The organism is Chitinophaga caeni (assembly GCF_002557795.1).
Lineage (GTDB): Bacteria > Bacteroidota > Bacteroidia > Chitinophagales > Chitinophagaceae > Chitinophaga > Chitinophaga caeni.
On sequence record NZ_CP023777.1, the window covers coordinates 3194756 to 3219874 of the forward strand.

17 protein-coding genes are annotated in these 25119 nt (G+C 43.6%); 3 read left to right on the plus strand and 14 right to left on the minus strand.

All coding sequences use genetic code 11. From position 1 onward, the window contains the following. Positions 1-23 precede the first annotated feature (23 nt). Together COR50_RS13465 and COR50_RS13470 are read right to left on the minus strand one after the other, a co-directional pair. Positions 24-905 carry an ATP-grasp domain-containing protein gene (locus COR50_RS13465; protein WP_098194467.1) on the minus strand — a complete coding sequence of 294 codons (882 nt, stop codon included), beginning with the start codon at positions 903-905 and terminating at the stop codon, positions 24-26. Positions 906-926: 21 nt separating this feature from the next. Further along, positions 927-1598 (minus strand): alpha/beta hydrolase-fold protein, encoded by a 672-nt coding sequence (locus COR50_RS13470; protein ID WP_232516168.1) that lies wholly within the window; start codon positions 1596-1598, stop codon positions 927-929. A 195-nt stretch (positions 1599-1793) separates the two neighbouring features. Between COR50_RS13470 and COR50_RS13475 the strand changes: the two genes are divergently transcribed. Next, positions 1794-2558, plus strand: a complete 765-nt coding sequence (locus COR50_RS13475) for an alpha/beta hydrolase (protein WP_098194469.1) — start codon at positions 1794-1796, stop codon at positions 2556-2558. Between the two features lie 81 nt (positions 2559-2639). On the opposite strand, the gene COR50_RS13480 is transcribed toward COR50_RS13475, so the two are convergent. Then, complete coding sequence (locus tag COR50_RS13480) at positions 2640-5873, minus strand: TonB-dependent receptor (RefSeq protein WP_098194470.1); 3234 nt, start codon at positions 5871-5873, stop codon at positions 2640-2642. Positions 5874-6278: 405 nt separating this feature from the next. On the opposite strand from COR50_RS13480, the gene COR50_RS13485 reads away from it, so the two are divergent. Further along, the gene (locus COR50_RS13485) at positions 6279-7481 is read left to right on the plus strand and encodes a bifunctional 3,4-dihydroxy-2-butanone-4-phosphate synthase/GTP cyclohydrolase II (protein ID WP_098194471.1); all 1203 of its coding nucleotides are present in this window, start codon (positions 6279-6281) and stop codon (positions 7479-7481) included. Between the two features lie 61 nt (positions 7482-7542). Here COR50_RS13485 and COR50_RS13490 read toward each other — a convergent pair whose 3' ends face one another. From COR50_RS13490 to ggt, 6 genes are all read right to left on the minus strand, one after another. Continuing rightward, positions 7543-12345 carry a translocation/assembly module TamB domain-containing protein gene (locus COR50_RS13490; RefSeq protein WP_157760833.1) on the minus strand — a complete coding sequence of 1601 codons (4803 nt, stop codon included), beginning with the start codon at positions 12343-12345 and terminating at the stop codon, positions 7543-7545. 273 nt (positions 12346-12618) lie between these two features. Further along, positions 12619-13473, minus strand: coding sequence for a TraB/GumN family protein (locus tag COR50_RS13495; protein ID WP_098194473.1), 855 nt, complete (start codon positions 13471-13473; stop codon positions 12619-12621). Then, positions 13470-14540 (minus strand): aminotransferase class I/II-fold pyridoxal phosphate-dependent enzyme, encoded by a 1071-nt coding sequence (locus COR50_RS13500; RefSeq protein WP_098194474.1) that lies wholly within the window; start codon positions 14538-14540, stop codon positions 13470-13472. Before COR50_RS13500 ends, COR50_RS13495 begins: the two co-directional genes overlap by 4 nt. After that, complete coding sequence (locus tag COR50_RS13505) at positions 14540-14965, minus strand: hypothetical protein (RefSeq protein ID WP_098194475.1); 426 nt, start codon at positions 14963-14965, stop codon at positions 14540-14542. The genes COR50_RS13500 and COR50_RS13505 overlap by 1 nt, the downstream gene beginning before the upstream one ends. A gap of 19 nt (positions 14966-14984) precedes the next feature. Next, a complete protein-coding gene (locus COR50_RS13510; RefSeq protein WP_232516169.1) occupies positions 14985-15482 on the minus strand; it encodes a DUF1572 family protein in 498 nt (165 codons plus the stop codon). A gap of 23 nt (positions 15483-15505) precedes the next feature. Beyond that, on the minus strand, positions 15506-17230 hold the full coding sequence (gene ggt, locus COR50_RS13515) for a gamma-glutamyltransferase (protein WP_232516170.1): 1725 nt from the start codon (positions 17228-17230) through the stop codon (positions 15506-15508). Between the two features lie 129 nt (positions 17231-17359). Between ggt and COR50_RS13520 the strand changes: the two genes are divergently transcribed. After that, positions 17360-19870 (plus strand): M14 family metallopeptidase, encoded by a 2511-nt coding sequence (locus tag COR50_RS13520; protein WP_098194477.1) that lies wholly within the window; start codon positions 17360-17362, stop codon positions 19868-19870. A gap of 49 nt (positions 19871-19919) precedes the next feature. Here COR50_RS13520 and COR50_RS13525 read toward each other — a convergent pair whose 3' ends face one another. The 5 genes from COR50_RS13525 to COR50_RS13545 form a co-directional block, all read right to left on the minus strand. Beyond that, a complete protein-coding gene (locus tag COR50_RS13525) occupies positions 19920-20537 on the minus strand; it encodes a thioredoxin family protein (protein WP_232516171.1) in 618 nt (205 codons plus the stop codon). 122 nt (positions 20538-20659) lie between these two features. Beyond that, a complete protein-coding gene (locus COR50_RS13530; RefSeq protein ID WP_098194478.1) occupies positions 20660-21649 on the minus strand; it encodes a YihY/virulence factor BrkB family protein in 990 nt (329 codons plus the stop codon). A gap of 111 nt (positions 21650-21760) precedes the next feature. Continuing rightward, positions 21761-22813 carry an endolytic transglycosylase MltG gene (gene mltG, locus COR50_RS13535; protein WP_098194479.1) on the minus strand — a complete coding sequence of 351 codons (1053 nt, stop codon included), beginning with the start codon at positions 22811-22813 and terminating at the stop codon, positions 21761-21763. A 124-nt stretch (positions 22814-22937) separates the two neighbouring features. Continuing rightward, a complete protein-coding gene (gene secG, locus COR50_RS13540; protein ID WP_098194480.1) occupies positions 22938-23297 on the minus strand; it encodes a preprotein translocase subunit SecG in 360 nt (119 codons plus the stop codon). A gap of 13 nt (positions 23298-23310) precedes the next feature. Continuing rightward, the gene (locus tag COR50_RS13545; RefSeq protein WP_098194481.1) at positions 23311-25110 is read right to left on the minus strand and encodes a tetratricopeptide repeat protein; all 1800 of its coding nucleotides are present in this window, start codon (positions 25108-25110) and stop codon (positions 23311-23313) included. Between the last annotated feature and the right edge of the window lie 9 nt (positions 25111-25119).

Consider the following 25119-nt stretch of genomic DNA (forward strand, 5'->3'; position numbering starts at 1 on the left):
GGAAAGTCTGGCATATTAAGGAGCTACCCGCATTGGGTACGCGATATAGCCAAGGTTGCCACGGCTTCAACGAACCATTCGGCATTAATTAGACCCACTCTTTCCACATCTGCATCCGGCACGGGATTGCAGAAATCGATCGCATAGGGTATCCCACCTTTAATGGCAAATTCCACGGAGTTGATTTGGTAACTTAAACTACGATTCAACAGTTCGGTATAGTATTCGACAGCGCGCGCGGTGTCATTGTCGATGTCAAAAAAAACTTTATACCGATCCATTTCTTGAAGCCTGGGTTCGTAATGCATGATATGAACGCCTTGACCGGCAACGAAATAGCACCTTACATAGGCTTCGTAGTCTATCGCCGCCTGTAACATCATGGTTAATTTTCCCGTTTGGGAGTATATTTCGAAAAACTCCGGTTCGTTTTCGACCCGGAAAACGTTCTTGCCGCCGCCACCGTAAATTGGTTTTAAATATGCCGGGAATCCAACATAGTGGAATATTTCCTCCCATTGCATCGGGTATGCCAGGTTGCGGAACGATTGTTCCCCGGTGCTTTCCGGTTTTATATAAGAAGGAAGCAAGGCCGTGGCTGGCACGGGAATGTTTTGCTGCCTGGCTAAAACGGTATTAAAATATTTATCATCGGCGCTATTCCAGAAGGGATCATTGATGACTTTGACGCCCTGGTAAGCAGCTTGTTTCAGATACGATCGATAAAAGGGTACATCATGCGAAATCCGGTCAATAATTACCTGGTAGCGAGGTGGTCGATTATCCAGTACATCGCTTATATGAACCGGTTGGGCAATAAGCCGTGACTGCTTTTGATTGATCCGCTCCATTACCGCGTTTGGAAAGTTATTTTCCATTCCGAATAATATTCCGATATGTTGCATACTAGTATTTAAGTAGATATATCATTTTATCAAGGATAAATAATGGGGTAACATGTTTTTCCATGTTGGCCAATCGTGCGAGGCATCCTGGCGGATATCGAGCCAATGACTGATATTCTTAAAATCCAGGACACGGCTCATGAACTCGGTATGTTGTCTTGCAACATCATTGGCAGCGCTACCGAGTATAATGCCCATGCGCCAAAGATCGGGATCTTCATTGTCCGGCATGTAATCGATCGGGTTATTGAAATACACGTTATCGTCGTAATGATCATCAACGCGGGGTTTGATATCATATACGGCGCTCATCGAAAATAAGTAAGATACCCGCGCCGGGTACTTAAACGCGAAATTGGAAGCGTGGTAGCCCCCGAAGCTGCAACCGGCCACGGCGATACGTTCGTGGCCACTATCGGATTGGATAAATGGCAAAACTTCATGATAAAGCAAGTTATCATAACAAGCGTGATTGTAGGCCCTGGAAGCAGGGAGTACATGGGTATTATACCAACTGAGAGCATCGATGCTGTCTACACAATAAATTTTGATCAAGCCTTGTTCTACGAACCACTTCACAGCGTCGATAAGGCCGCGATCCTTAGGTTCATAATATCTTCCCATCGTGGAAGGGAAAATGATCAACGGGTAGCCTTGATCCCCGAAAACCAGCATTTCAAATTCTCTCTCCAAATGCGGTGAATACCATTTTCGATAGTTTTCAATAAACATGAGATGGTTCTAATAAAAGGGAACAAACCGAGTTTCTCAAATTTATCCTTTCGGGCGCGAAAAATCAAATAAAATGTGATGAACAAATATGTTACCGCGGGGTTAAATCTCTATTGAAGCGATCATTTTACACCCCGCAATTGTTAAATTTAGTATATGGAAATACTACAGGCATTCAAACAAGAAAACTTCAGTCAATATTCCGTTTTCCTGCAACGGGAAGTGGTCTTCGATGTGTATATTCCGCAGGGTCATTTTGAGCGGAATACCTTGTTGTTACTAAACGATGGGCAAGATTTAGCCCAGTTGGGGTACACCGGTATATTACAGGATTACCTATTGCATTCCGAAGGTAAAGGCCTGTGGACTGTTGCCATCCATGCCAATAAAAACAAGGTGCAGGAATATGGAACGGCCAGTTATATGGAAGCGGAAGGGCGGGGTAGTAAGGCTGATTTATACACGAGGTTTATAATCAAGGAATTATTACCGTTTTTGAAGCATTTTTTTCATAGGGATTGGGAGCATAAGGCTTTTGCAGGCTTCACATTCGGCGGTCTAAGCGCACTGGATATCGTGTGGAATCACCCCGATATATTTGACAGGGCCGGGGTATTTTCGGGGATGCTGGGCTGGAGTTGTAATCGGGATGTTGCAAATGAATGCCGGGTGATGCACCGGCAAGTAAAAAAGGGCGCTTTCAGGCAACACCTGGCTTTCTTTTTTGAATACCCTGATAACGCGAGGGCTAATGACCTGGTTTCCAGCCATACTTTAGATCTTATTAAGCTGATGAAAGAGAAAGGATATAAGCTGAGAGAACAATTGCACCTTGAAAAGATAAAAGGAGGGAAAGATGATTATGCGACCTGGGCAACTGCGATGCCCCGTTTTCTGAACTGGTTAGGTGGGATGGGATAGGGAGTTATTTATAGTTTTCCTTATAAAAAAACACCGGCAACTTTAAAATTGCCGGTGTTTTTATTTGAATGAAAAGGTAGTCTATTGGTGGAAATTATAACGAACACCAATCTGTCCTCTCCAACGGGAAGTAAAGTTGTTGATATAGTATGGTCTTGCTTTACCATCTATATCATTTAACCTTCTCTTGTCAAATTGGTAGGCAATTTGGCCGCCGCTTTGGGTAATCGTTAAAGGTGTGGCCACGTTGTTGCTGATGAAGTAAGTGCGTCCCCATTCTTTATTCAATAAGTTTCCAACATTCAATATGTCGAAGGTTAATTGAATTTTATGTCCTTTCACGATCGGTAAATCCTGAACGAATTTGAAATCGAAAAGGTTTTCGAAAGGAGTACGTGCTGCATATTTCTCAGCTGCTTTACCGCGGCGATCTGATAAATATTTATCACTATCAATATAGTCATTCCAATCTTGACGTTGCTCTTCAGTAGAACGAACTACGTTACCACTTGAAGTAATCGGCAAGAAATTCATCTGGTTTACCTGGTCCTTAGTACCTACGTAAATCAGGTCGTTGTTACCGTTGGTGCCAGAATCGTCATGGGTAGGGTCATTGGAACCGCTGTTATAGTAAACCCAAGTATATGGAGTTCCTGATTGACCGGTGTAGAACAAGGTAACACCGGTAGCCCAGGCCTTGTCTTTACCATAGCGAAATGTTTTGCTGATCACGCCGATCACGCGGCTACCCATCCTGAATTTAGAATAACCGTAAGCAGGATCATTCAGACCCATAGTATTGGCTGAATAGCGCCAGTTGGAACTTGCAGTTGAAGAAGTACCGTCGTTTAATGATTTGGCTTCACCGTAGCTATAGCCGATTTTGGCAAATAAACCGTTCTTAGTAGATTTTGTAAATTCCGTAGTCAGGTTATAAGCAAAACCTTTGTTCGTATTACCAAGTACGATTACTTGGTCATAATCACGGGTTTGCACTTCCCAAGTAGGACGGGGACCATCACCTAAATCAACATTGCCACCATCTTTTACAACATTGACATTTGTCCAGGTAGTGTTATTAATTGTTTTAGTGAAGTTAGCTTCGATTGTTCCGAAGATTCCCCAAGGTAATTGTTGATCAACTGCCAAGTTGCTTTTCCACGATTGCGGGAATTTAAAGTTGCTGCTTGTCAGATTGACGTTGCTACCCAATGGTTGCACTGAACTGGCGAGCGCTTGGATTTCTTCCAAGGTGTATTGGCCTAGGAAAGGATCATTTCGGTCGAACCTGAATTTAAAACCATCCCCGGTAGAAGGGTAATAGTTCACACTTGTGTAAAGAGAACCATTATTGCTGTACTGGTTAGATATCCATACGAAGGGAACACGGCCGGTAAAGATCCCGGATCCACCCCGTATTTGAGTTTTACCATCCTTAAATACATCCCAGTTGAAACCTACCCTCGGTGCAAACATCAAGCGGGTTTTGGGAGTAGTTGTAGTTGAATATCCCGCGAAAATCGGGTTCTTGTCGAAATCTGGGTTCGCGATTGGGTCGGTTGAGATGATAGGAATGTCTATTCTCAAACCGGCTGTCAAACGGAAATTGTCTTTGATATCCCATTGGTCTTGGGCATAGAAGCCTAATTGCATAGCATTGAATTTCACGCCTTCCCGTTTAGAAGGATCTGAAGTAGTGTATGATACGCGGTAATTGCTAGGCTGGGCATCATTAAAGAAATCATCCAAACTACGATAAGTATAACTACCGAAGTTATTTTGAATGAAATCATTTTGAATTGAATAGAACTCGTTATTGGTTCCTAATGTGATCGTATGATTACCTCTATATAAAGTCAAATTGTCTGTTAATGTCCAGATATTTTGGGTCAGGGCATTAACTTGCGATGAATATTCGGAACCGAAATTGATAGAAGTATTACCGGATCCGTTGATTGTTACAGATGGGAACATCTCTCCCAAATATTTTCTTTTATCAACTGTGCGGTTAAAACCGATCCTCAACTCGTTACTCATCTTGTTGGAGAAGTTCGAGTTCAGTTCAACGATCGTATTGTTACTGGTCGATGGGAACGTATAAAAGTTGTTGTAATATTTAGCGTTCGTATTGCTCCTGGAACCCAGTACATTTTCAGCATCCATCAAGCTGTGACGAACGGTCAGTTTATGCACTTGGTTGATGTTCCAGTCAATACGGGCCAAGAAATTGGTAGATGGCTTATCTTTTTCCAAAGCGGTGAATCCGCCGGCATCATAACCGTACCTGCTTTGAAGTACATCATAAATTTGTTGCAAGGTATCCACGCTGAAAGGTGCCTTTCCTGTGCTCGGATCTGCCGGGTTAAAATCTACCGGGCTGGTTTGTTTGCCCCTTTCATAATTCAGGAAGAAGAATAACTTGTTCTTCACGATTGGACCGCCGATCGTAGCGCCGAAGATTTGATTTTTAAAGTCGCCGTACTTGGCGCCTGATTGCGATTTACCTACGAAATCCTGGTTTTGATACAAGCCGTAGATAGAACCTACAAACTGGTTCGTTCCACTCTTTGTAATAGCGTTGATGCCACCGCCGGTAAAACCGCTTTGCTTGATATCATAAGGATTCAAGACAACTTGTACCTGGTCGATCGCTTCGATGGAAATAGGGTTAGCGCCGGATTGGCCGCCGTTCGTACCTGAACCTGATAAACCGAATACATCGGATGTGTTGGCGCCGTCAATGGCGAATTGATTGTAACGGTTGTTCTGTCCACCGAAGGAAATACCTAGCGGGGAACCGTCGGAACCGTTGTTGTAAGTTACTGCCTGCGTACTCAAACGGGCAAAATCTTGGATACTACGGGTTACGGTTGGCAAATTGTCCAACTGGTTGCGGGAAATGTTCACGGAAGTACCGTTGTGGTTCGGGTTAATGATGCCGTTCCGGGTACCTGTAATCGTTACTTCTTGCAATGTTTTGGAATCATCCCCGAGGGTAGCGTCCAGCTTGAATGCTGTACCCAGGCGCAACTGGATGTTTTCAAATTTTTGAGAAGCGTAACCGATATAACTTACTTCCACGGTATATGGGCCGCCCGCGCGCATATTGGGGATCGTGTAACGCCCGCCTTCTTGGGTCGTGGTACCATATATGGTTCCACTCGGTACGTGGGTAGCTTTCACGGTCGCGCCGATCAAACCTTCCCCTTTGGAATCTTTAACAATGCCCTGTAGACTACTGGTTGTTACCTGGGCATAGGTAGTAACAACGCCCATCATAAGCAAAAAAGTGATGAGTAATTTTTTGAATCCCATAACAACAGATTTGATTTGTGCCGCAAAGATGGCAATTAAGTAAATAGATCGGCCAATTAAATTTTAACAAATTGTTAACTGTTGATTATTTTACATTGCTATCGCGAAAAAATTAGACTTAACATTGTTATAACTCATATATGTCGTCAAATGTTTAAATTATTATATAACTTTTTATATTTGTCAAATCTACTCTAAGTCTTATCTGTAATGGATTGTAAACGTTTCTTATATATATTTTATAAAGATTAACTTCTAGCTATTTAAAATATTTCATATTTCTTGAACCGCCCTCTGCAACATAGTTTTGTTATACCTGTATCATCTTGTTGTAATCCGGTTGTAAGTTCGGGAGAAGTAACGCAAGAATAACCTAACTTTGCGAATCAATTATTAGGAGATATTATGTTGGATAGTATAGCATCTGCCATAGAAGATATTAAGAATGGGAAACTGGTGATCGTCGTGGATGATGAAGATCGCGAAAATGAAGGCGATTTCGTAACGGCAGCACGGAATGTAACACCGGAAATTATCAACTTTATGAGTACGCACGGTCGCGGACTGATTTGCGCCCCGCTAATTGAAGAGCGTTGCGAGGAGTTAGGTCTCGACTTGATGGTGCGCGATAATACTGCTTTACATCAAACCCCATTTACCATCTCGGTAGATTTATTAGGCCAAGGTTGTACCACGGGAATTTCTGCCCACGACCGCGCCAAAACTGTACAGGCTTTAATAAACCCTGCTACGAAACCGCAAGACCTGGGCAAACCCGGTCATATTTTTCCCTTGAAAGCTAAAAAAGGCGGCGTACTGAGACGTGCCGGTCATACGGAAGCTACGATCGACTTGGCCCGCTTGGCAGGCTTCGAACCGGCCGGTGTTTTAGTGGAGATCATGAATGAAGATGGTTCCATGGCCCGGTTGCCGCAGTTAAAAGAAATCGCGGAAAAGTTTGACCTGAAATTAATCTCTATCAAGGATTTAATCGCTTACAGGCTTGATACTGAAACCTTGATCGAAGAGGAAGTAAGGGTGCAAATGCCTACCAAGCACGGCAATTTTGAACTTATTGCCTTTAAACAACTCAATTCCGGTGAAACGCATATGGCCTTGAAAAAGGGCGATTGGCAGAAGGACGAGCCCGTGTTACTAAGGGTGCACTCTTCCTGCTTTACCGGAGATATCCTGCATTCTCTACGTTGCGATTGCGGTGAACAACTGGCTGCGGCCATGGAAATGGTTGAGAAAGCCGGGAAGGGTTTGATACTTTATATGAACCAAGAGGGCAGGGGAATCGGCCTATTAAATAAATTGAAGGCTTACAAGTTACAGGAAGAGGGGAAAGATACGGTGGAAGCCAACTTGGCGCTCGGTTTTCAAATGGATGAGCGTGACTACGGCGTCGGGGCACAGATTTTAAGATACCTCGGCATCTCCAAAATCCGTTTAATTACCAATAATCCTAGGAAACGTGCCGGATTAAGCGGTTACGGCTTAGAAATCGTGGAAAATGTTCCGATCGAAATTTGTCCTAACCCGCATAACGAGTTTTATTTACAAACGAAGCGTGATAAGTTAGGGCATGAAATCATGAAAGGATAAATTTATTTCGATAAATATCATAATGCATACAGGAAGACCGGTTTCGAAAGAACCGGTTTTTTTATGGCTTTGACCTGCCGATCCTTTTATATATCTCCGGTAGATCATCCTCTATCGTATCTTTCCTGGCCGGGGCCGGGGCTATGCTATCCAAATGTGGCAATTGCGTTGTTTTAGGTGTATCCACAGGGGGCTGTTGCTGTTGGCTTGAATCTTTTATAGCTCTTAATCTCATGCTGCGGCTGAATAGCTCGGAGAATGTATTATAATCCCTGATGTATGAAATACCTACGCCGCCCCGGTTCCTGTTCGAAAGGTTATACACATCGTAATCGGACTTACTGAATGCATTGACCCGTACCCTGCCATCCGGGGTAAGTAGGTATTCTATCCTGAAATCACCGGCAAAGCGGTTAGAGGTGGCTGTAGCGGAAACCTTACCCCAATCATAGTCGCCCCCAACATACAAACGTATCCTGTCATTAAACAAGGTACTATTGATCCCGCCGCTAACAAGGTTCCGGTCGTAACTGCCGTTATCCTGGTTGCCAATATTGTAGGCGCTGTAATTAATCGTGAACCCGATGCCGCTATTTTTAAACAGTTGGTTAGACAGGTTATTTAAGATGGCGGATGCTTGGGCTGATAATGCTTGCCCCACGCTATTCTTACCCGTGATCGCCACGTTGGCGCCACCTGCGGAAGCGTCATCCGGTAAAAATTGTTGTGATACCAATAAGCCGTATATCTGGTACAATGTCTTGTTCTGGTCCTGGTTAATTTCACGTAACCTGGCCACTACCGAACTTTCATATGATACGGTGCCTACTTCCGGTAAAACGATCTTGTAAGTAATGTCAGGCTGCATCAGCGCCCCGGTTAGATTCAACAAAATATCAACCCTTTGTGATCTGCGGGCTAATTCATCCACCGTTTGGCTGGCGGCCGAATTGGATAAGTTGTAAAGGCTCACCTTGGGTACCGTGTATTTGGCATCGATATTTACCTTGGCATCCAAAGGATCTCCATTGAAAGTAATGCTACTGTTCTTCTCGATTCCAAACTTCCAATTGGCGAAATTTCGTAACGAGAAATTGTATGAGCCAGAATTGATCACGTAGTTCCCGATCATGCTAAGATCTCCATCGAGGTTTACATTGATTTGAAGGTTGCCTGATCCATTCGCAGAAATCATGTCGCCGGTTACCTGGTCTAAGATTACATCTATCTGTGCGTCCGGGTTAGCGGCTATATCTAAACGCATATTGAGCTTGGTCTCATCTTTTTTCGGTTTGGGCGCTACCGCTTCTTTACCATAAGATTTAAACCTGATAAATTCATATTTACCTACATCGCGGCTATCTGAAATAGGCAAATAGAAATGCGTATTGGTTAATGGTCTTGCCAAAACGTTCAATTGCAGATTGTTGATCGGACCATTGAAATATAATTTCGCACTGGCTATTACATCCCCGTAATACAGATCATTGTCGGTCGACTTCGTATTGAGGAACATGAATTTATTCGTGCTAAGATCAAATTCGAAGTTCATTTTATTGAAATGGTCATGGGTGATAAAGCCGTTCACCGTGGCGGTATTGTTATACTTGTCCAACATTGTAAACCGGCCGAATTCCAATAAGTTGTCGTCCATGTTGACCGTCATTTTAGGAATCCTGTAATCGGTATTTAAATAATTTACTGTAACCCCTACATCTTCCAATTGCAAGTTAGTTGCATGCACGGATGGTAAATCCGTAGTTCCGCCAACCGTAACAATACCTGTCATTTTACCGGATAGATTACTGACATACGGATCAATGAAACGTTGTAATAATGACATGGAGGTACCCTTCATATCCAACCGGGCTTCCAACTTATTATTATTCCCGAACCCGATGGCGGCATCGGCCAAGAAATCGGCAATTTGATTGTCGGATTGTACATGAAAGTTCGCCTGTTGGGTTCTTTGGTTATAGTCGCCGGATAATTGTACTACGCCAATTGAATCATCTGCATATCTAAATTGTTCGGCCCTGATATCTGCATCTACTTCTAAATGACTTGTCGGGTTGGAAATATTAATCGTTCCGTTGGCTAATCCTTCGATACGGCTCCCTGTAAGTTGAACCGGGATAATATCGGCCAGGTTAAGATTTTTTATGTTAATGATGAACCGCTCTTCATCGGGACTAAATTCGTTCGTAGATACAATTATGCTTTGATCGTTCCGTGAAACTTGCACGTTATGGATGGTTAAGAAATGAGTTGACCAATAAATTTCACTGCCCGGGGTAACTTGCCACTCTTTTTCATTCATCGTGAAGGTAGAGTTCAGGAAGTTGATTTTTACCCCGTCAGAAACGGTAATTAACCTGGCATAGAAACCGTCTAGTGCGCTGGTATCCGTATCCCTTAAGTTGAGCTTTATAAAAGCGGTATCTTTACTTGAGCTGGCAACCAGGCCCGGGTTTTCGAACAATGTGCTATCTCGCCAAGTTAATTCCCCGATCATCGTGCTGAGGTTTATCTTATCAAGATCCCCCTTGGCAACGATCTCTAAATCCTTTGCTCCAACGCCGGCATAAGCGGCGTAGGGAACATTGGCATGTAACTGTAAGTTGCCGTTTTGCGTATTTAAAGTACCGGAAACCCGGGTATCATTAAAACCTTTAATACTGCGATCGAATGAAGATAGAATCTTATCTATCGCACCGAAGTTAAATTCAAATGAGAAATCTTGTGGTACCAGTTCATCGGGACTTTTTGTATAGAAAGCCGGGAAATATTTGTTCCGGTAAAATTGCAAGGTATTAGGGAATTGCATGAAGTGGTAGTCGCCTTTAATATAGCCGCTGATTTCACTTCCTTGTATGTTCAGGACTTTCTGGTGATTATCGAGCACTTCTGTTCTTAAGGCGAGGGAGTCAAATTCAATTCTTTTTTGATCTTTAAAAAGGGAAACATCGTACAAACGCGCTATCCCGTCGAAGTTATCGATACTATTCCCTGCAAAATTCAGGTAAGCTTTGGCTTGCAAGGTGATCGAATCTTCCGTGATGTGTAAAGATTTGAGGTCACTTTTCCGCAGGTCCGCATCGAATTGGAACAGGGGCAACGCGCCGTTAAAATCGATGGTGCCGGCAAAGCTCAAGTCCAAATTGGGATCATCAACTTCTAATGAACCGTTGAAAAATTTCCGGCTTAGTTCTCCCTTGGTCGTGATATTTTGATAAGGGTAATCCCTGATATTCAGCTCCTGTACTTGGGCGTCAAGGCTGGCCCTCAGGTTGTGAAAGTTAAATCCTGCGCCGTCAATCTTCGCATTAGCCGTAATTTCGCTAAAGTTGTTATTATTCAGTAAGGCGCCCAGATCGAAATGATCTGTCCTGATGTTACCGCTGTATATAGGTATATCGCCGCTGGTTTTAAAGTTTAGATCCGAGTTGAAATTCCCAAGGTTCGTACTGAAATTACCGTAAGCAACAAAGTCGTTTATGAACCCCGTATAATTTCCTTTAAAGCTGATAAAATCGAGCAAATGGATTTGTACCGGGTCGATATTGGCTAGTTCCGGGAAGAAATGCAAGATATCCCGGCCATTCGTGGTTAGTTCCTGTGCGTCGAAGCTGATAAATGTTTCATATATGTTAGGCAACCCGCGCATTTCGAGGTTACCTTTTACCTTGGTTGCGGTTCCCCCGGTTATTTCAAAGTTTTCCCCGGTTAAGTTGCTCACCGGGCCATGGGCCTTACCATTAATTTTAATATCGGTTTTCCAATCGCTTAATTCGGGGGCGAAATAAGCGATATCATCTGATGATAAATAAGAATTTCTGAAATTCGCCCGCATGATAACGTTGTCCACGAAATCATTCATATCAGATAAATCATTGTACTGCATGGTGAAATAGTCTCTCAAATGGCTATTAGGAGTAACCAGATCCATATTGTCCAGTTCAATTTCCACGGGCGACATTTTAAAGCGGCCGGTTAACTTGGTTATTTCGAACCCGCTTCTTTCATTCGTACTTAATTGCAAATCTGCGAAAATGCTGTCTTGCGATATGTGGCTATTGGTGAGGGTTAAATTGATTTTTTCAAACCTGATATAATCCGGTTTAAATACGCCTTTCCGTGGTTTCGTACTGTCGTTATAGCTATCAACGCCAAGCAATCCATTTTTTAGGTGTAAAGATTTTACTATTAATTTCCAGTTGTCATTATTCCATTGCAGCGGTTTTAATATGTTGACGGAATCGCCGGGAGCCGGCGTATTGGCCATCGGAGAGCTAGTTGTATTGGGGCGTTTGGGCCTGGTAGCCTCGTAAGTATTAACCACGAAGGAAGGTTGATCTAAGTCTAGATCATTGATCAGGATATCCTTGTTTTTCACGTCGAGGCGGTCGGCATCCATGTAAATTCTTTTGGCAGAAACATAGTAGTCTTGACCGACCCATCCGTCAACATAATTGAACCGGATATTTTTAAGATCTATTTTTTTTAAGTCGAAAGCGAGGTTGGATTGTTGCCCGGAAGGTGTTTGGGATGTGGGGTTGGAGAAGGCATCGATCACGAACTGGTAATTCCAGGTGGAATCATGCGGCGGCCTGGTGAGGTTAATTTTCGCATTTTGTAAACCCACGAATTTCACCTCCGGTTTATCCACGAAGAAAAACCAATCGGTGATGCGCATGGTTAGCCTACCGGCATAGAGCAACGTATCCTGTTTTTGATCTTCCACGTATACCCCTTGCATCAAGAAGCTGTTAAACAGGCGGAAGTTAACCCTCTCTATTTCAACCTTGGTGTGTAAGGTATTGCTAAGCCGCTTGGTTACTTGCTTAACAAGAAAATTTTGCATGAAAGGTGTATTCACTAAGATGCTTGTTAGCAGCAGTAGCCCTAACAAACTGATCACCACGATTCCTAATATTTTGCGAAACTTTCTCAGTGCAATCGACATTTATCCGGCAAAAATAACTGAAATGTACCACCTAACCCTTGGTAATGAGCCAAAAATCAAATATTTCTACCAAGGGGGACGCCTGGTAGTTCAAACGGGTTATAATCACGATTATTTTACAAAAGCTATGCCTAGAATGCGGTTTGTAAGCACATGATTTAAATTGATCATTTACATGATAACCGGGTTAACCGTATAACCGGCTTCTCTTAATAACCGTATTACCCCTTGCGGTCCGCCAAGATGCATGGCGCCCACGGCGATAAAGGCGGATTGTGATTTGGTGATTTCTTCTATTACTGGTATCCAGTTTTTATTTCTGCGGGTCAATAAAATATCTTCGAAACCTTTCATGTCCGGGGATTCCATGCCCAATTGATATAAAGCGTCGATATCCTGTTTTTTATAAGCATCTAGCAAGCGGGAAAAGGAAGCTTTTTGTTTTGGCAGTTCTTCGATGGTGGCCAGTATTTGACGGCAGTAGCTGGAGTCTGGGATGCTGTTGAGCATTTCTAACTGGCTCTCCACCGTTTCAAGTCCTTCCACGTTTTTATGCTGCTGCTTGGCCATTTCGCTGAAGATATTCTCATACGATGTTGTTTTCTTACAATTAGCCAGCTTGGAAATAATTAAGCTCATGATGCTAAAGGGCCTGAACTTCTTCACCTGCTCCAGGTTGATGCTCACATTTTCAGAGAAGAAACGGGAGACCTTCGGGTAATCATCACCGAAAAGCATTTGCAGGGTCGTGTCGCCGTGCAACATCATATGCGGGGCCATCTTGGTATACATTTCCGGATCATCTATATCGATCTCCAGGTAAATCACTTTCGAGCTTTTTACCGCGTTGATGATCCCGGGACTAATGTTTAAATCTTGTTCGCAGACCAGGTGGATGGTACCGTAAAGGTAACTGGGACTTTGAATCTCCTTCCCGGATATTTCCCACAGCAACGATTTTTCCTGTGCCTTCAGGGCAGGGATACCGAGTACCGACAAGAAAAGGGCTAAAAAATTTTTTATCATGGTATCAGGCCGTAATATTTTTTAATTAATGTAGCTAATAAAGCGATATCGCCCGGTTCATGTACCGCGGATATCACTGCCCGGTTCACAGGGGGACCGGAAGGGTTGGGGTAAGCAAACGACGATACCAGGATATCATGTGAAAGCAAAAACGGGTAAATCGGTTCTTTCCCCGGTATATCTTGTAATAAAGATATGGATAATTGGGGATGTTGCCATACCTGTTCCACTTCTTCCATGAGTTCATGCATTTGGCGGGCATTGCCCAGGAGTTTGAGGCGGGCATTATCATACAACTCACCCGCTTTTAGCCAGGCAAAAGCGCTTGCGGGCATCATGGGCGTGGAAGCGGTAAATTGCGGTAAATGTTTCAACTGCGAAATCGCGGCAGCGGAAGATGCAACCACTCCTCCCTCGGCACTAAAGGCTTTACTTAAGGAAGCCGTTATCATTAATTGAACCTTGTCATTGGAAGGTAGTTGCGAGATAATTCCTTCCCCTTCATCGCCCAAGATGCCGAACCCGTGGGAGTCATCAAGAACTAACCATACCCTTTTCTCAACCAGGTCAAGCCAGCTGTAATCATTGATTTTAGATGCCAGCGGATTCACGGAATCCCCAAGAATTGCGTACTGATCGTCTTCGCCGCCGTTAATTTGGGCCAGGCAGTTGGCCGACCAATCTTCCCAACTTGCATTTTCGACAGTTGTTACGCCTTGTATCAAGGAGCTATGGGTGCCTGGAGCATAAATAACGGTGCCCTTGGTATAAGCGAAGGCGCTGGCAGCTTGCGCTGCAAGGTAGCCGCTGGAAAAGCTCGCGGCCGCTTGTTGGAAAAGGCTGCGGCTCAGCGCATGTTCCAGTTCATCGTACAATTGTAATTGAATATTGGCAATTCTAGAAGAAGGGTGCAAGCTACCGAAATGATCCAAGCCTTCCTTCATATATCCAAGGAATTGCTTGTTTTGATGCATCCCGAGATAGGCAAATCCCGAAAAAAATAAACATGTTTTGCCGTTGTCAGATTGGCGTACCGTTCTAGCTGGCGTGGAGAGTGAGTGGAACATTATTTACTTGGCTTAGTTCTAAGGATAAAATGAAATTCCCCGGTGTAAACTTTCATATCAAAATGATCGTCATCAAGTTGTACAATATTTACAAGGTGTTCCGATTTACGGCTTTTATTTTTAGCGCTGGTAACGGATATGATTTTCCCGTTGCTCAGTAGTTCGTAATGCCCCGTATCGGGCACATTATCGATAGTAGCAATGAAAACGTTATTATCTAAAAATTGGTAATATACATTGCTGTAATAGCCCGATTTAAAATCCTTCGCTTGCGTTACCTGCGTAAGATTATACGGGTCATTCGGCGGTACCTGTACATCGTAAACGCGCCATTTTTTATTTTTTAGCAACTGATCCGTTTTCGATGCATTGCATGCTACTAAAAACAGGAGCAGCAACGTGGAATAATATATTTTTAATCTCATGCTAATAAATGTTTTGACCTTAAACTTTTCTAGGGATAGATAATGATTGCCACTGCTCTTTTTGAAGCATCTTCCCGATATATACAATTTGACCAACATGATCAGCGTAATGGACTACCTGCCGGTTGATGGCATCTATCGCGGTATGGGCTTCCTGTTTAACGAATACGGTCCTGCTAAAATCTTTATCTTCTAAATCATGCAGGGTATTGAAGAAACATTGCCAAGCCCTGTCCCAAACTTCCAACAATTGTTTTCTTCCTTGAAAATCTTTACTGCTAAATTCTTCATCACGGTTTCTCCATGTTTTTTCCCCATCTGTATCCAAAAAATCTGTAAACCGGGAAACCATGTTGCCCGCGATGTGTTTCATCAAGATAAAAATGCTGTTTGAACCCGCGCCGGGTTGCCAAAGTAATTGTTCGTCGCTTAACTGGGCGATCGTTTTTTCCGCCAGTACTTTCTGTGCTGCCATTCTCCTGCACATGCTATCCACGTAAATTTTTGCGTCCATCATTCTGTATTTGGATACCAAGGTAATTAAATTCCTGCTACGCTATCATCTCCACGTTTATCTCCAACAGCTTCAATTTGTCCATTCTCCCCGTGCTTGATAATTAATTCTGTTCTGCCAATGGCTCCCCGTTTATGCACCTTGTATCCCATTTTTTCTAAGGCTTCTATCACCGGCTCCGGGAAGTCTGCCTCCACATCGATTACGTCCGGCAACCATTGGTGGTGGAACTTAGGCGCATTTACGGTTTCCATGGCGTCCAGTTTAAAATCAATGACATTGAGTAAGGTTTGAAAAACGGATGTTATAATTGTTGATCCTCCCGGTGTGCCGGTTACGATGTACGGTTGATTCTCTTTCAAAACAATCGTCGGTGTCATGGAGCTGAGCATCCGTTTGCCGGGAGCAATGGCATTGGCTTCGTTGCCTACCAGCCCGTACATATTGGCTACACCAGGTTTAGCACTGAAGTCGTCCATTTCGTTATTAAGGAAAAAGCCGGCCCGGCTTACAACGACCTTTGAGCCGTAGCTGCCATTTAATGTTGTTGTGACTGAAACGGCGTTCCCGGCTGCATCCAGTACGTTAAGATGCGTCGTTTGTTCGCTGGGATCGGGTATTTGTCCTGCTTGAATTTGTTCGCTATTCCCGGCAATTCCCGGTTGATAACCTTGCATTCTCCGGGTAAGGTACCCCGGGTTAGTGATAGCTGCAACAGGAACGTTTACAAAATCTTCATCTCCAAGAAATGCGGCCCTGTCGGCATACGCACGTCTTTCGATTTCTGTCATTAGTTGCACTGCTTCCGCGGAATTATGTTTGAATTTCCCGATGGAATAAGGCTCAACCATGCCCATCATCTGTTGTAAAATGATCCCACCGCTAGAGGGTAAGGGCATCGTGATAACTTTGTATCCTTTATATGGAAATATTATAGCGTCCCTGTATTTCGCTTTATAATTTTTTAAATCATCTAGGGTAATAATGCCGTGGCCACGCTGCATTTCTGCTACGATCAATTGCGCGGTTTCCCCCTCGTAAAAGCCCTTTTCTCCCGCAACGCTGATGCGCATCAAAGTATTGGCAAGATCGGTTTGAACCAAGGTATCGCCTTCCTGCCAAGGCACATCTCTAATAAATGCATTCCCGCTGGTATTGAATTGCTTGAAGCGGGATTGTAGTGAATTCAATCCCCTGGCTTCGGCAGCCGTCACCGCGAAACCCAATTTTGCTAATTCTATAGCTGGGGCGATTAATGTTGCCATGGGCAATTTTGCATAGCGGTGCGATGCGAATAAACCGGCCACGGTTCCAGGTACACCTACAGCTAGGTGACCATCGATACTCTTACGGCTATTGACCGAGCCGTCTTCATCGAGGTACATATCGCGGTAAGCCGCAGCAGGAGCCATCTCCCTGTAATCGATCGCCAAATTGCGGCCATCGTTTAAATGTGCCACCATGAATCCTCCGCCACCGATGTTTCCCGCTTGTGGATACACTACAGCCAATGCCCATTGCATGGCAATAGCTGCATCTACAGCATTTCCACCTTTTGCCAGGATCATGCGACCTACTTTGCTTGCTAAAGGGTGGGCGCTCGCTACGGCAGCCTCCCGGAATATCCCGTGTTTTTCAACCTTGTAGTTGAAGGCTTGCACCGTTTGGGCCCGCACCTGCATTTGAATGCTGGCCAGCAATAAAAGCAAGCCGGTTTTGCGTAATACCGATATGATCATAGTTGAAAACATTTCAGAATAAATTTAATAGGAAAGTGTGTAAGATCAAGGTATAAAATTGATAACCCGGGTTTTTTCTCTTGCCGTGGTAACCTGAAGGAACAATTTTGCAGTATCTTTAAAGCAATTTAATCAACCGCTATGCGATTTTTGCTATCCAGTATGATTTTATGCTCCTTGCTGATCCAGGGTGCATTTGGACAAGAAATTCCATCTCCAGAATCGTTTTTAGGTTACCCCTTGGGGAGCCATTTTACCCCTCATTACAAAGTTGTCGGCTATTTTGAAAAAGTGGCAGCCATTGCGCCAAATGTGAAATTGCAACATTATGGCGAAACTTACGAAGGGCGACCCTTGATTATTGCTACGATCACCTCATCCCAAAATTACAGCCAACTTGAAGAAATCCGGGGAAATAATTTGAGCCTATCCAACGGGAACGAGGCCAACACGAAATTACCTCCCGTGGTTTGGTTGAGCTATAATGTACATGGCAACGAGGCCGTATCTTCCGAGGCGGCAATGAAAACATTATATGCTTTATTGCAAGCGCCTTACGCCAAGTTATTAGATAATACCGTTGTGGTTATTGACCCTTGCTTAAATCCAGATGGTAGGGAGCGGTATATCAATTTTTATAATAGTAACGTCGGTAAAAAATATGATGCTACACGGTTTGCGCGAGAACATAGGGAACCCTGGCCAGGAGGGCGTTCCAATCACTATTATTTTGATCTGAACAGGGACTGGGCTTGGCAAACGCAGGTGGAATCTAAGGAGCGTTTGAAAGTTTACCATGAATGGATGCCGCAAGTACATGTAGATTTTCATGAACAAGGGATTGATAACCCTTACTACTTTGCCCCGGCAGCAGAACCTTTTCATGAAGTCATTACGCCTTGGCAGCGGTCTTTCCAGGTTACCATTGGTAAAAATAACGCTCGGTATTTCGATGAAAATGGATGGTTATATTTTACCAAGGAAGTCTTCGATCTGTTTTACCCGAGTTACGGGGATACTTACCCGTTGTATAATGGAGCCATCGGGATGACTTATGAGCAAGGGGGATCCGGTGCGGCGGGATTGGCCGTGATGAAAAGTGACGGGGATACTTTGACTCTGGAAAGTCGGATTGAACATCATTTTACAACCGGCATAGCCACCATCGAAACTACCTCCCTACATGCAAGGGAGGTAATGAATGCTTACCGCGACTATTACCAACAAGCTCTAAAGCAACCTGCCGGGCAGTTCAAGTCTTATGTAGTCAAGGGTAAAGATCATCCCCAACGCTTGGCTGCATTGGCTACACTATTACGTAACAATAAAATCGACTTTGGTTATGGTAGTGATGTGCAACGTGTCAATGGATGGAACTACCTTACGGGGAAGTCCAACGCGGTAACAGTTTCCGGTGAAGACATGGTGATTTCAGCTTATCAACCGCACAGTACCTTGTTGCAGGTATTGTTTGAACCGAAGTCGCATTTGTCGGATTCCGTCACTTATGATATCACGGCTTGGGCGCTGCCCTATGCATACGGTTTGGAAACTTACGGGTTAAAGCAGGATATTAGGCCGGCAAATAAGGAATTGCCCCAAGCTAACGTTGAGGATATCACAGCTGGAAAATATTATGCGTACGTGTCGCCATGGTTAGGAATGAATAACGTGAAATTCTTATCCCGCCTGTTACAGGAAGGAATCAAGGTGAGGTATGCAGAAGTACCTTTTGTTGCTAATAACCGTACTTTTCCAGCGGGCTCATTAATTATCACCCGCGCGGGAAATCATCATATCAACCGTTTCGATGCCATCATACAAGCGGGTGCAAAGGATTGCAATATTGAACTTGTACCGGTTAACACGGGGTTTGTAGATAAGGGCGCCGATTTTGGTTCCAGCAAGATTCGTTATATCAAACCACCGAAGGTAGCATTGCTGGCAGGGAAAGGAGTATCATCGCTAGGAATGGGGGAGGTTTGGCACCTTTTTGATCAACAATTTGATTATCCCTTGACCGTAGTAAACCAAGAAGATTTAACATCTATTGATCTGTCAAAATTGGATGTACTGATTTTAGCGGATGGTAGATACAATTTTATCTCCCTGAAAGAAAGTGCGGATAAGTTGAAAGATTGGGTCAGGAACGGTGGCAAATTGATCGTGATGGACGGTGCAGCGCAACAATTGGGCACGGGCGATTGGGGATTTAAATTAAAATCAGGAAAGGACAATGAAGAAAAGGAAAAAGATGAGAAGGCCGTTGTACCGGAGCTAACCGCTTATGCAGAAAGGGAACGCGAGAGCGTTAAAGATTTTATCCCGGGGGCAATTTACCGGGTTGACATAGATAATACACACCCATTAGCATTCGGATACGGTACAACGTATTTCACACTTAAACAGAACGACCAGGTTTTCGAATGGATGAAAGATGGTTGGAATGTCGGTGTTATCCGTGATGACAACTATCTAAGCGGTTTTGTAGGCGCTACTTTGAAAGATAAGTTGAAACAAGGAATGTTGCTCGGCGCCAAAGAATTGGGGGCGGGGCAGGTTATTATTTTTGCCGATGACCCGATTTTCAGGAGTTTTTGGGAAAATGGAAAATTATTGTTTGCCAACGCGGTGTTCTTGGTTGGAGAATAGCCGCGTATAGAGAGCGGGTATGCCTTCTCTCTACGCGGGCATAAAAAAATCAATCGTATAATTTCCTCTTAATGTTACAACCAATAGAAGCCGTAGCGTTGGGAGAAACTGTTTTACCTGCTAAATTCGCCTTGATGGCATTCACCAGGTAGGCTTCTTTTACATCGGCCGCATTACCGGGATGATCATCGATGGCGCCTTTATATATAAGTTTCATGCTTTTGTCGAATAAGAAACATTCGGGTGTTCTATCCGCAGCGAAGGCATCGGCAAGTTCCGCATTTTTATCGATCACGTAATACCAGGCATACTGTTGCTTCTGGGCGTAAGCCTTCATGGCATCGTAAGAATCGCTATAATCTCTTTGGGCTTCATTTGAATTAACTAGTATGACCCCGATCTTGTTTTTCAGTGCAAATTGGCATACATCTTTCGTACGCCCTTGATTACGTATTACATAAGGGCAGGTATTGCTGGAAAACATTACCAATAAACCATTAGCCTTCTTAGCATCGTTCAGCGAAACAGTCTTCCCACTAACATCTTTCATTTTAACACCTGCCTTTGGAGCAGTAGATCCAATTTCGAGTGAAACTTCTTCCCATGCAGGTTTGAAAGCAGTGGCCATCAATGCAGAGCAAGCAATCAATGCAATGGTCCTCTTCATAGTGTATGGATTTGATCCAAGATTAAATTAAGTAAAATTTATGAAAAGAAATACATATATGTGTTGAGCGGGTATTCAATGATTTTTAACAAAAAGCATCGGCATGGCTATCAATAGGTTGGCTATTCATCGTCTTCCTGGAACATATTATTTTCTTCCTCCTGGGCATTCAATTCTATCTCTTTCGCGTTGTTGATTTCTTTTAAGGCGCCGATGCTGGCATTTAATTCGAAACCGATGAGTATGATAAATGAATTGAAGTATATCCAGAGCATCATGATAAGGATCGTGCCTATTGAACCGTAGATCCTATTATAATTACCGAAATTGTTGACCCAAAATGAAAAGCCGAGGGTTACCAAGATCATTAAAAAAGCGGCTAGGGTAGAGCCGGGCGTAATGAATTTCCACTTCGTTGTAGTAGCGGGACCAAACTTGTAAATAAATGAAATCGTGAAGAAAAACAGCAGTACGATAATTAACCAGCGCGTGGCTCCTATCAGGATGCGTGTATATTCATTCATAATACCCAATTCTTTCAGGATATAGCGGAATAAGTTTCCCTGGGTAACTATTAACACCAAGGTGGCCAGTACTAATAGCACTAATAATGAGGTAAGTTTAATCGCTGTAAGTCGATTCTGCCACCATTTACGTCTTTTAAAACCCGGTAGCATTTTTTGAAAAGAGCGCAAAATTCCCATAACACCGTTGCTGGAGTAGTAAAACCCGATCACGAAAGCCACGGAAAGTAAACCGTTTCTATACGTGTACAGGAAATCGTGGATCATTTCCCTGACGATCATGTAACTATTATAGTTCGGGGTTAGGCTCTTAGCCAGGTCATAAAGGGTAGGTTCAATGTTTTGCAAGGGAATAAACGGCACCAATGTAAATAGGAAAATGCAGAACGGGGGAATAGCCAACATGAAATTAAAAGCAATGGCAGCGGCCCTATCGGCCAGGTTTCTACTCTTGATCTCCTGTAAGAAGAATTTTAAAACATCGTAAAGGGCAGCGCCACCGAAACCGGGCAATATCCATATTTTGCTCTTATTATGTAGATATTGATAAGGGGCTGAACCTTTTAATGTCCGTTCTAAATTGATCATGGGTAGGTAAGTAGATAGTACTAGGTGTAAAAATACGGTTTTAGAAATATTGGGGCAATAAAATAGGAGTACGTTTTTTTTATACGTACTCCTATCTCCTATATATAAAATTTACCTGATATTCCTGTTTTCTAATGCCTTGTGGTATTTCCGCGCGTTAGAGAGGTGTTCCTGCCAGGATACGGCAAAGTCATGGTAGCCGGAGAAATCCGATTTAGCGCTGAAGTACATGTAATCGCTATTCACGGCATTCAACACGGCATCGATGGAGGCCGTGGAAGGTGTGCAGATAGGGCCTGGAGGCAACCCTTTTACATAATAAGTATTGTAAGGCGAGGGATACTCCAGGTGTTTATTGTAAATTCTTCTTAAACCGAAATCTTGCAACGCAAACTTAACGGTCGGGTCTGCTCCCAATTTCCAACCCTTCCGCAAACGGTTCAGGTAAACGCTGGCTATGACAGGCTTTTCGTCATTCTTATTGGTTTCTTCTTCAATAATCGATGCCAGGATGATAGCTTCATTAGGGCTTAAACCTTTATCACGCGCCTTATCTTTACGTGTTGATGTCCAAAATTTATCATACTCTTTTTGAAGCTTCTCGAAGGCCTTGGTTGCCGTGGTGTTCCAAAAAAATTCATATGTGTTCGGCATAATGGCACACATAACGGTATTGGTGTCTAAACCGAATTGCCTCAAGTATATATTATCTTGTAAAAGATGTTGAACCGATGCGGAATCGGCTTCAAGATTTTTACCGATGAGGCGGCAAAAGTCTGCCCTGGTTCGTAGTTTGTTGATCACCAACCTAACTGGAACTTGCCTGCCATTTCTCAGCATCCTGACGATCTCGAAATTACTCATCCCTTTCTTGATCTGGTAACGCCCCGCTTTCACATTCTCAGGATAATCTAATTGTTTTGCAACGAAGCTGAAGATATCCGGGTGAGTCACGATACGTTCGGATGTCAATCCATCGATTACATCTTGATAAGTGCTCCCGGTATGTATGTAAAAATAATTCTTATCGCTGAATGCTTTAGAAGTGGGGCCAAAGATCTGGTATGCCAAGTAAACGGCAACACCTGCCAAAAGGCAGAGAATAGCGACGATTATTCTCAGCTTGTTCGATCTTTTGGGCATATGAGTTTTTCTTCTGTTCATCTCCAGTTAATATTTTTAACTACGCCGGGTGGAAGGGTAGCGGGTTTCTCATGAAAAAACCCCGCACAAAAAGGCGAGGTTTAGAAAATAGCTTATATACTTAGACTTATTAAGTTTGCCGTAATTATTGTGCTTGGCTATCAGCCGGGGCTGTTGGCAAGGTAGCCGTATTGGCCGGCGCTTGGCTAGGCATGGGAGCCGGTGCGGTATTACCTATATTTTGTTCCATGATACCTTTTTGTTGTTGCCCTCCAGCACCTTTAGGTGTAAAAATAGTTGATGTCATGCATAAAACTGCAATGATCGTAGCCAAGATCCAAGTACCTTTTTCCAAGGCATCGGTAGTTTGGCGAACACCCATTACTTGAGAACCCACACCACCTAATGTACCACTTAATCCACCACCTTTAGGGTTTTGTATCAGGATGATAACGCCTAAAAGTACACAAGTTAGTACGATAAGTATTCCAAATAAAATTAACATAAATCTGTTTTATTTATAAATGCTTGATTTGTAGTTCTAGATCTTTGATCTTTTGCGCAAAATAAAGATTTTTGTCGGGATAAAGCAAACTTAATTTTTGGTAAACTGAAATTGCTTTCTTATACTGTTTTTGCGATGACCATATTTCCGCCAAGGTCTCTGAAATAATATCATCTTGGAGTGTAATAGAGTCAATTGCCATTTTTTCAACCCTTTCTGATACTTCCGGCGCCTCATCCTCATACATCTTACCCAGTTGCTGATGGTACCAATCCTTGGACGATTTATCGCTGAAGTTTTGTTTTAATTGCCTTAACCATGAGGTGAAACTCTTCATTTCCCTGGCGCCTTTCTCATCCAACGCATCCGCATCCGCCGGACTTTTTAGTTTTTTATAGGCGAAATAATCCTCGGTATACAATGGTTGGAACGTTAATTCGTTGCCGGTAAACTCTTCGGCTTCGAAGGGGCGGATCTTGATCGGTAATGCCTGTTCTGCTTGGGGAACTTCCGCTTCTTCGAAGGCGGGCTGCGAGATGGTATTTGTTTCCACTGCTGCGGGGTTACCCGTTTTTTCGCTGACTTCTTCCTGTACTGTTGATTCCATTTCCGCTGGTTCCTCTATTGTTTTCGTATCTAAACTGCTTTCAATGTAAAAATTACTGTCTTCTTCCTCTATTTCCGTTTCATGGAAATGCGCTTGCGAACTTAATGGCTCTACATTGCTTGTTTCTTCAAGTTCCACGGCGGTAGATTCCTCTTGTTCCGCTTGTATCAAATCGTGGTATTGCCCAGTAGCAGTGGTTCCGTTAATAGTCGTGAACACTTGCTGGGGAATGATTTCTTCTTCGATGCCCCCCTGGTTTGCGGCCTCCATTTCTTCTTCGTTTCCTGCAAGGTTGAATGGAGCCGTTTCCGGCGGTTCTTGCTCTCCCGGGGCGCCTGTGTTTGCGATTCCCGCTTCCGCTTCAACGCCATCTGTTTCATGTGTACCTGTTACAGGGATAATTGCTTGGGGCGCTTCCCATTCATCATCATTATCTTCTATGCTGATTTCAGCAGCCGTAAGGCCGGGTACCTCCGTAGAGAGGTCATCTTCCGTAGACCCGGAAGGGTTCGGGATGACTGCTTCCCATTGTTCCCCATCATCTTCCCTCGGGTGTTGTTCCAGGAGATTATCAGCCGGTATTGCCGTTGTAGTTTCAATAGGGGCTTCTTCTTCCCGGGGAGTTTCAGTATTTCCGCTTGGAACAGCGGGTACTACAAATGCTGATTCGGGAACAAATTCATCTTCGCCGGGATCCGCGATGTTGTTCTCGTCATACGCTTTTTCTAAAATGGCAGCTGATCTCCCTTCAAAGTGAATATTTTGCGCGGGCAGTATATCCATTTCATCACCGGGTGAGCTTTCATCTTCGAAACTGTTTTCAAAGTTGGGCGTATCGAATGGTTTGAAATCCTGGTCCTCTGTAAAACCGGGTTCGATACCTGCGGAAGTGTCCTGCTGATCCGCTTCTGCCAGTGGAGAGCTTTCTTCCAATGGAAGAGTAGTCAGCGGTATTTCCCGGATACTTTCCTCTATGGGTTGCGTTATAAACTGGTTAAAGTAATGTTGGTTAGAGCTATACAAGCGCGCTTCCTTTATAAGGGGAAGATTCATGTTAGACTCGGCAGCAAATTCTTTTTGGGCAAGTAACAAATGTGCCGCAGCAAAATAAGGATGTGCTGCCACTAATTGTTCCAACTCGGCTTTCGATACTTGATGAAGGCTTTGCTGATGAAAAATATGGTGGATAATCTTATTCGCGGTCATTTTGCTAAA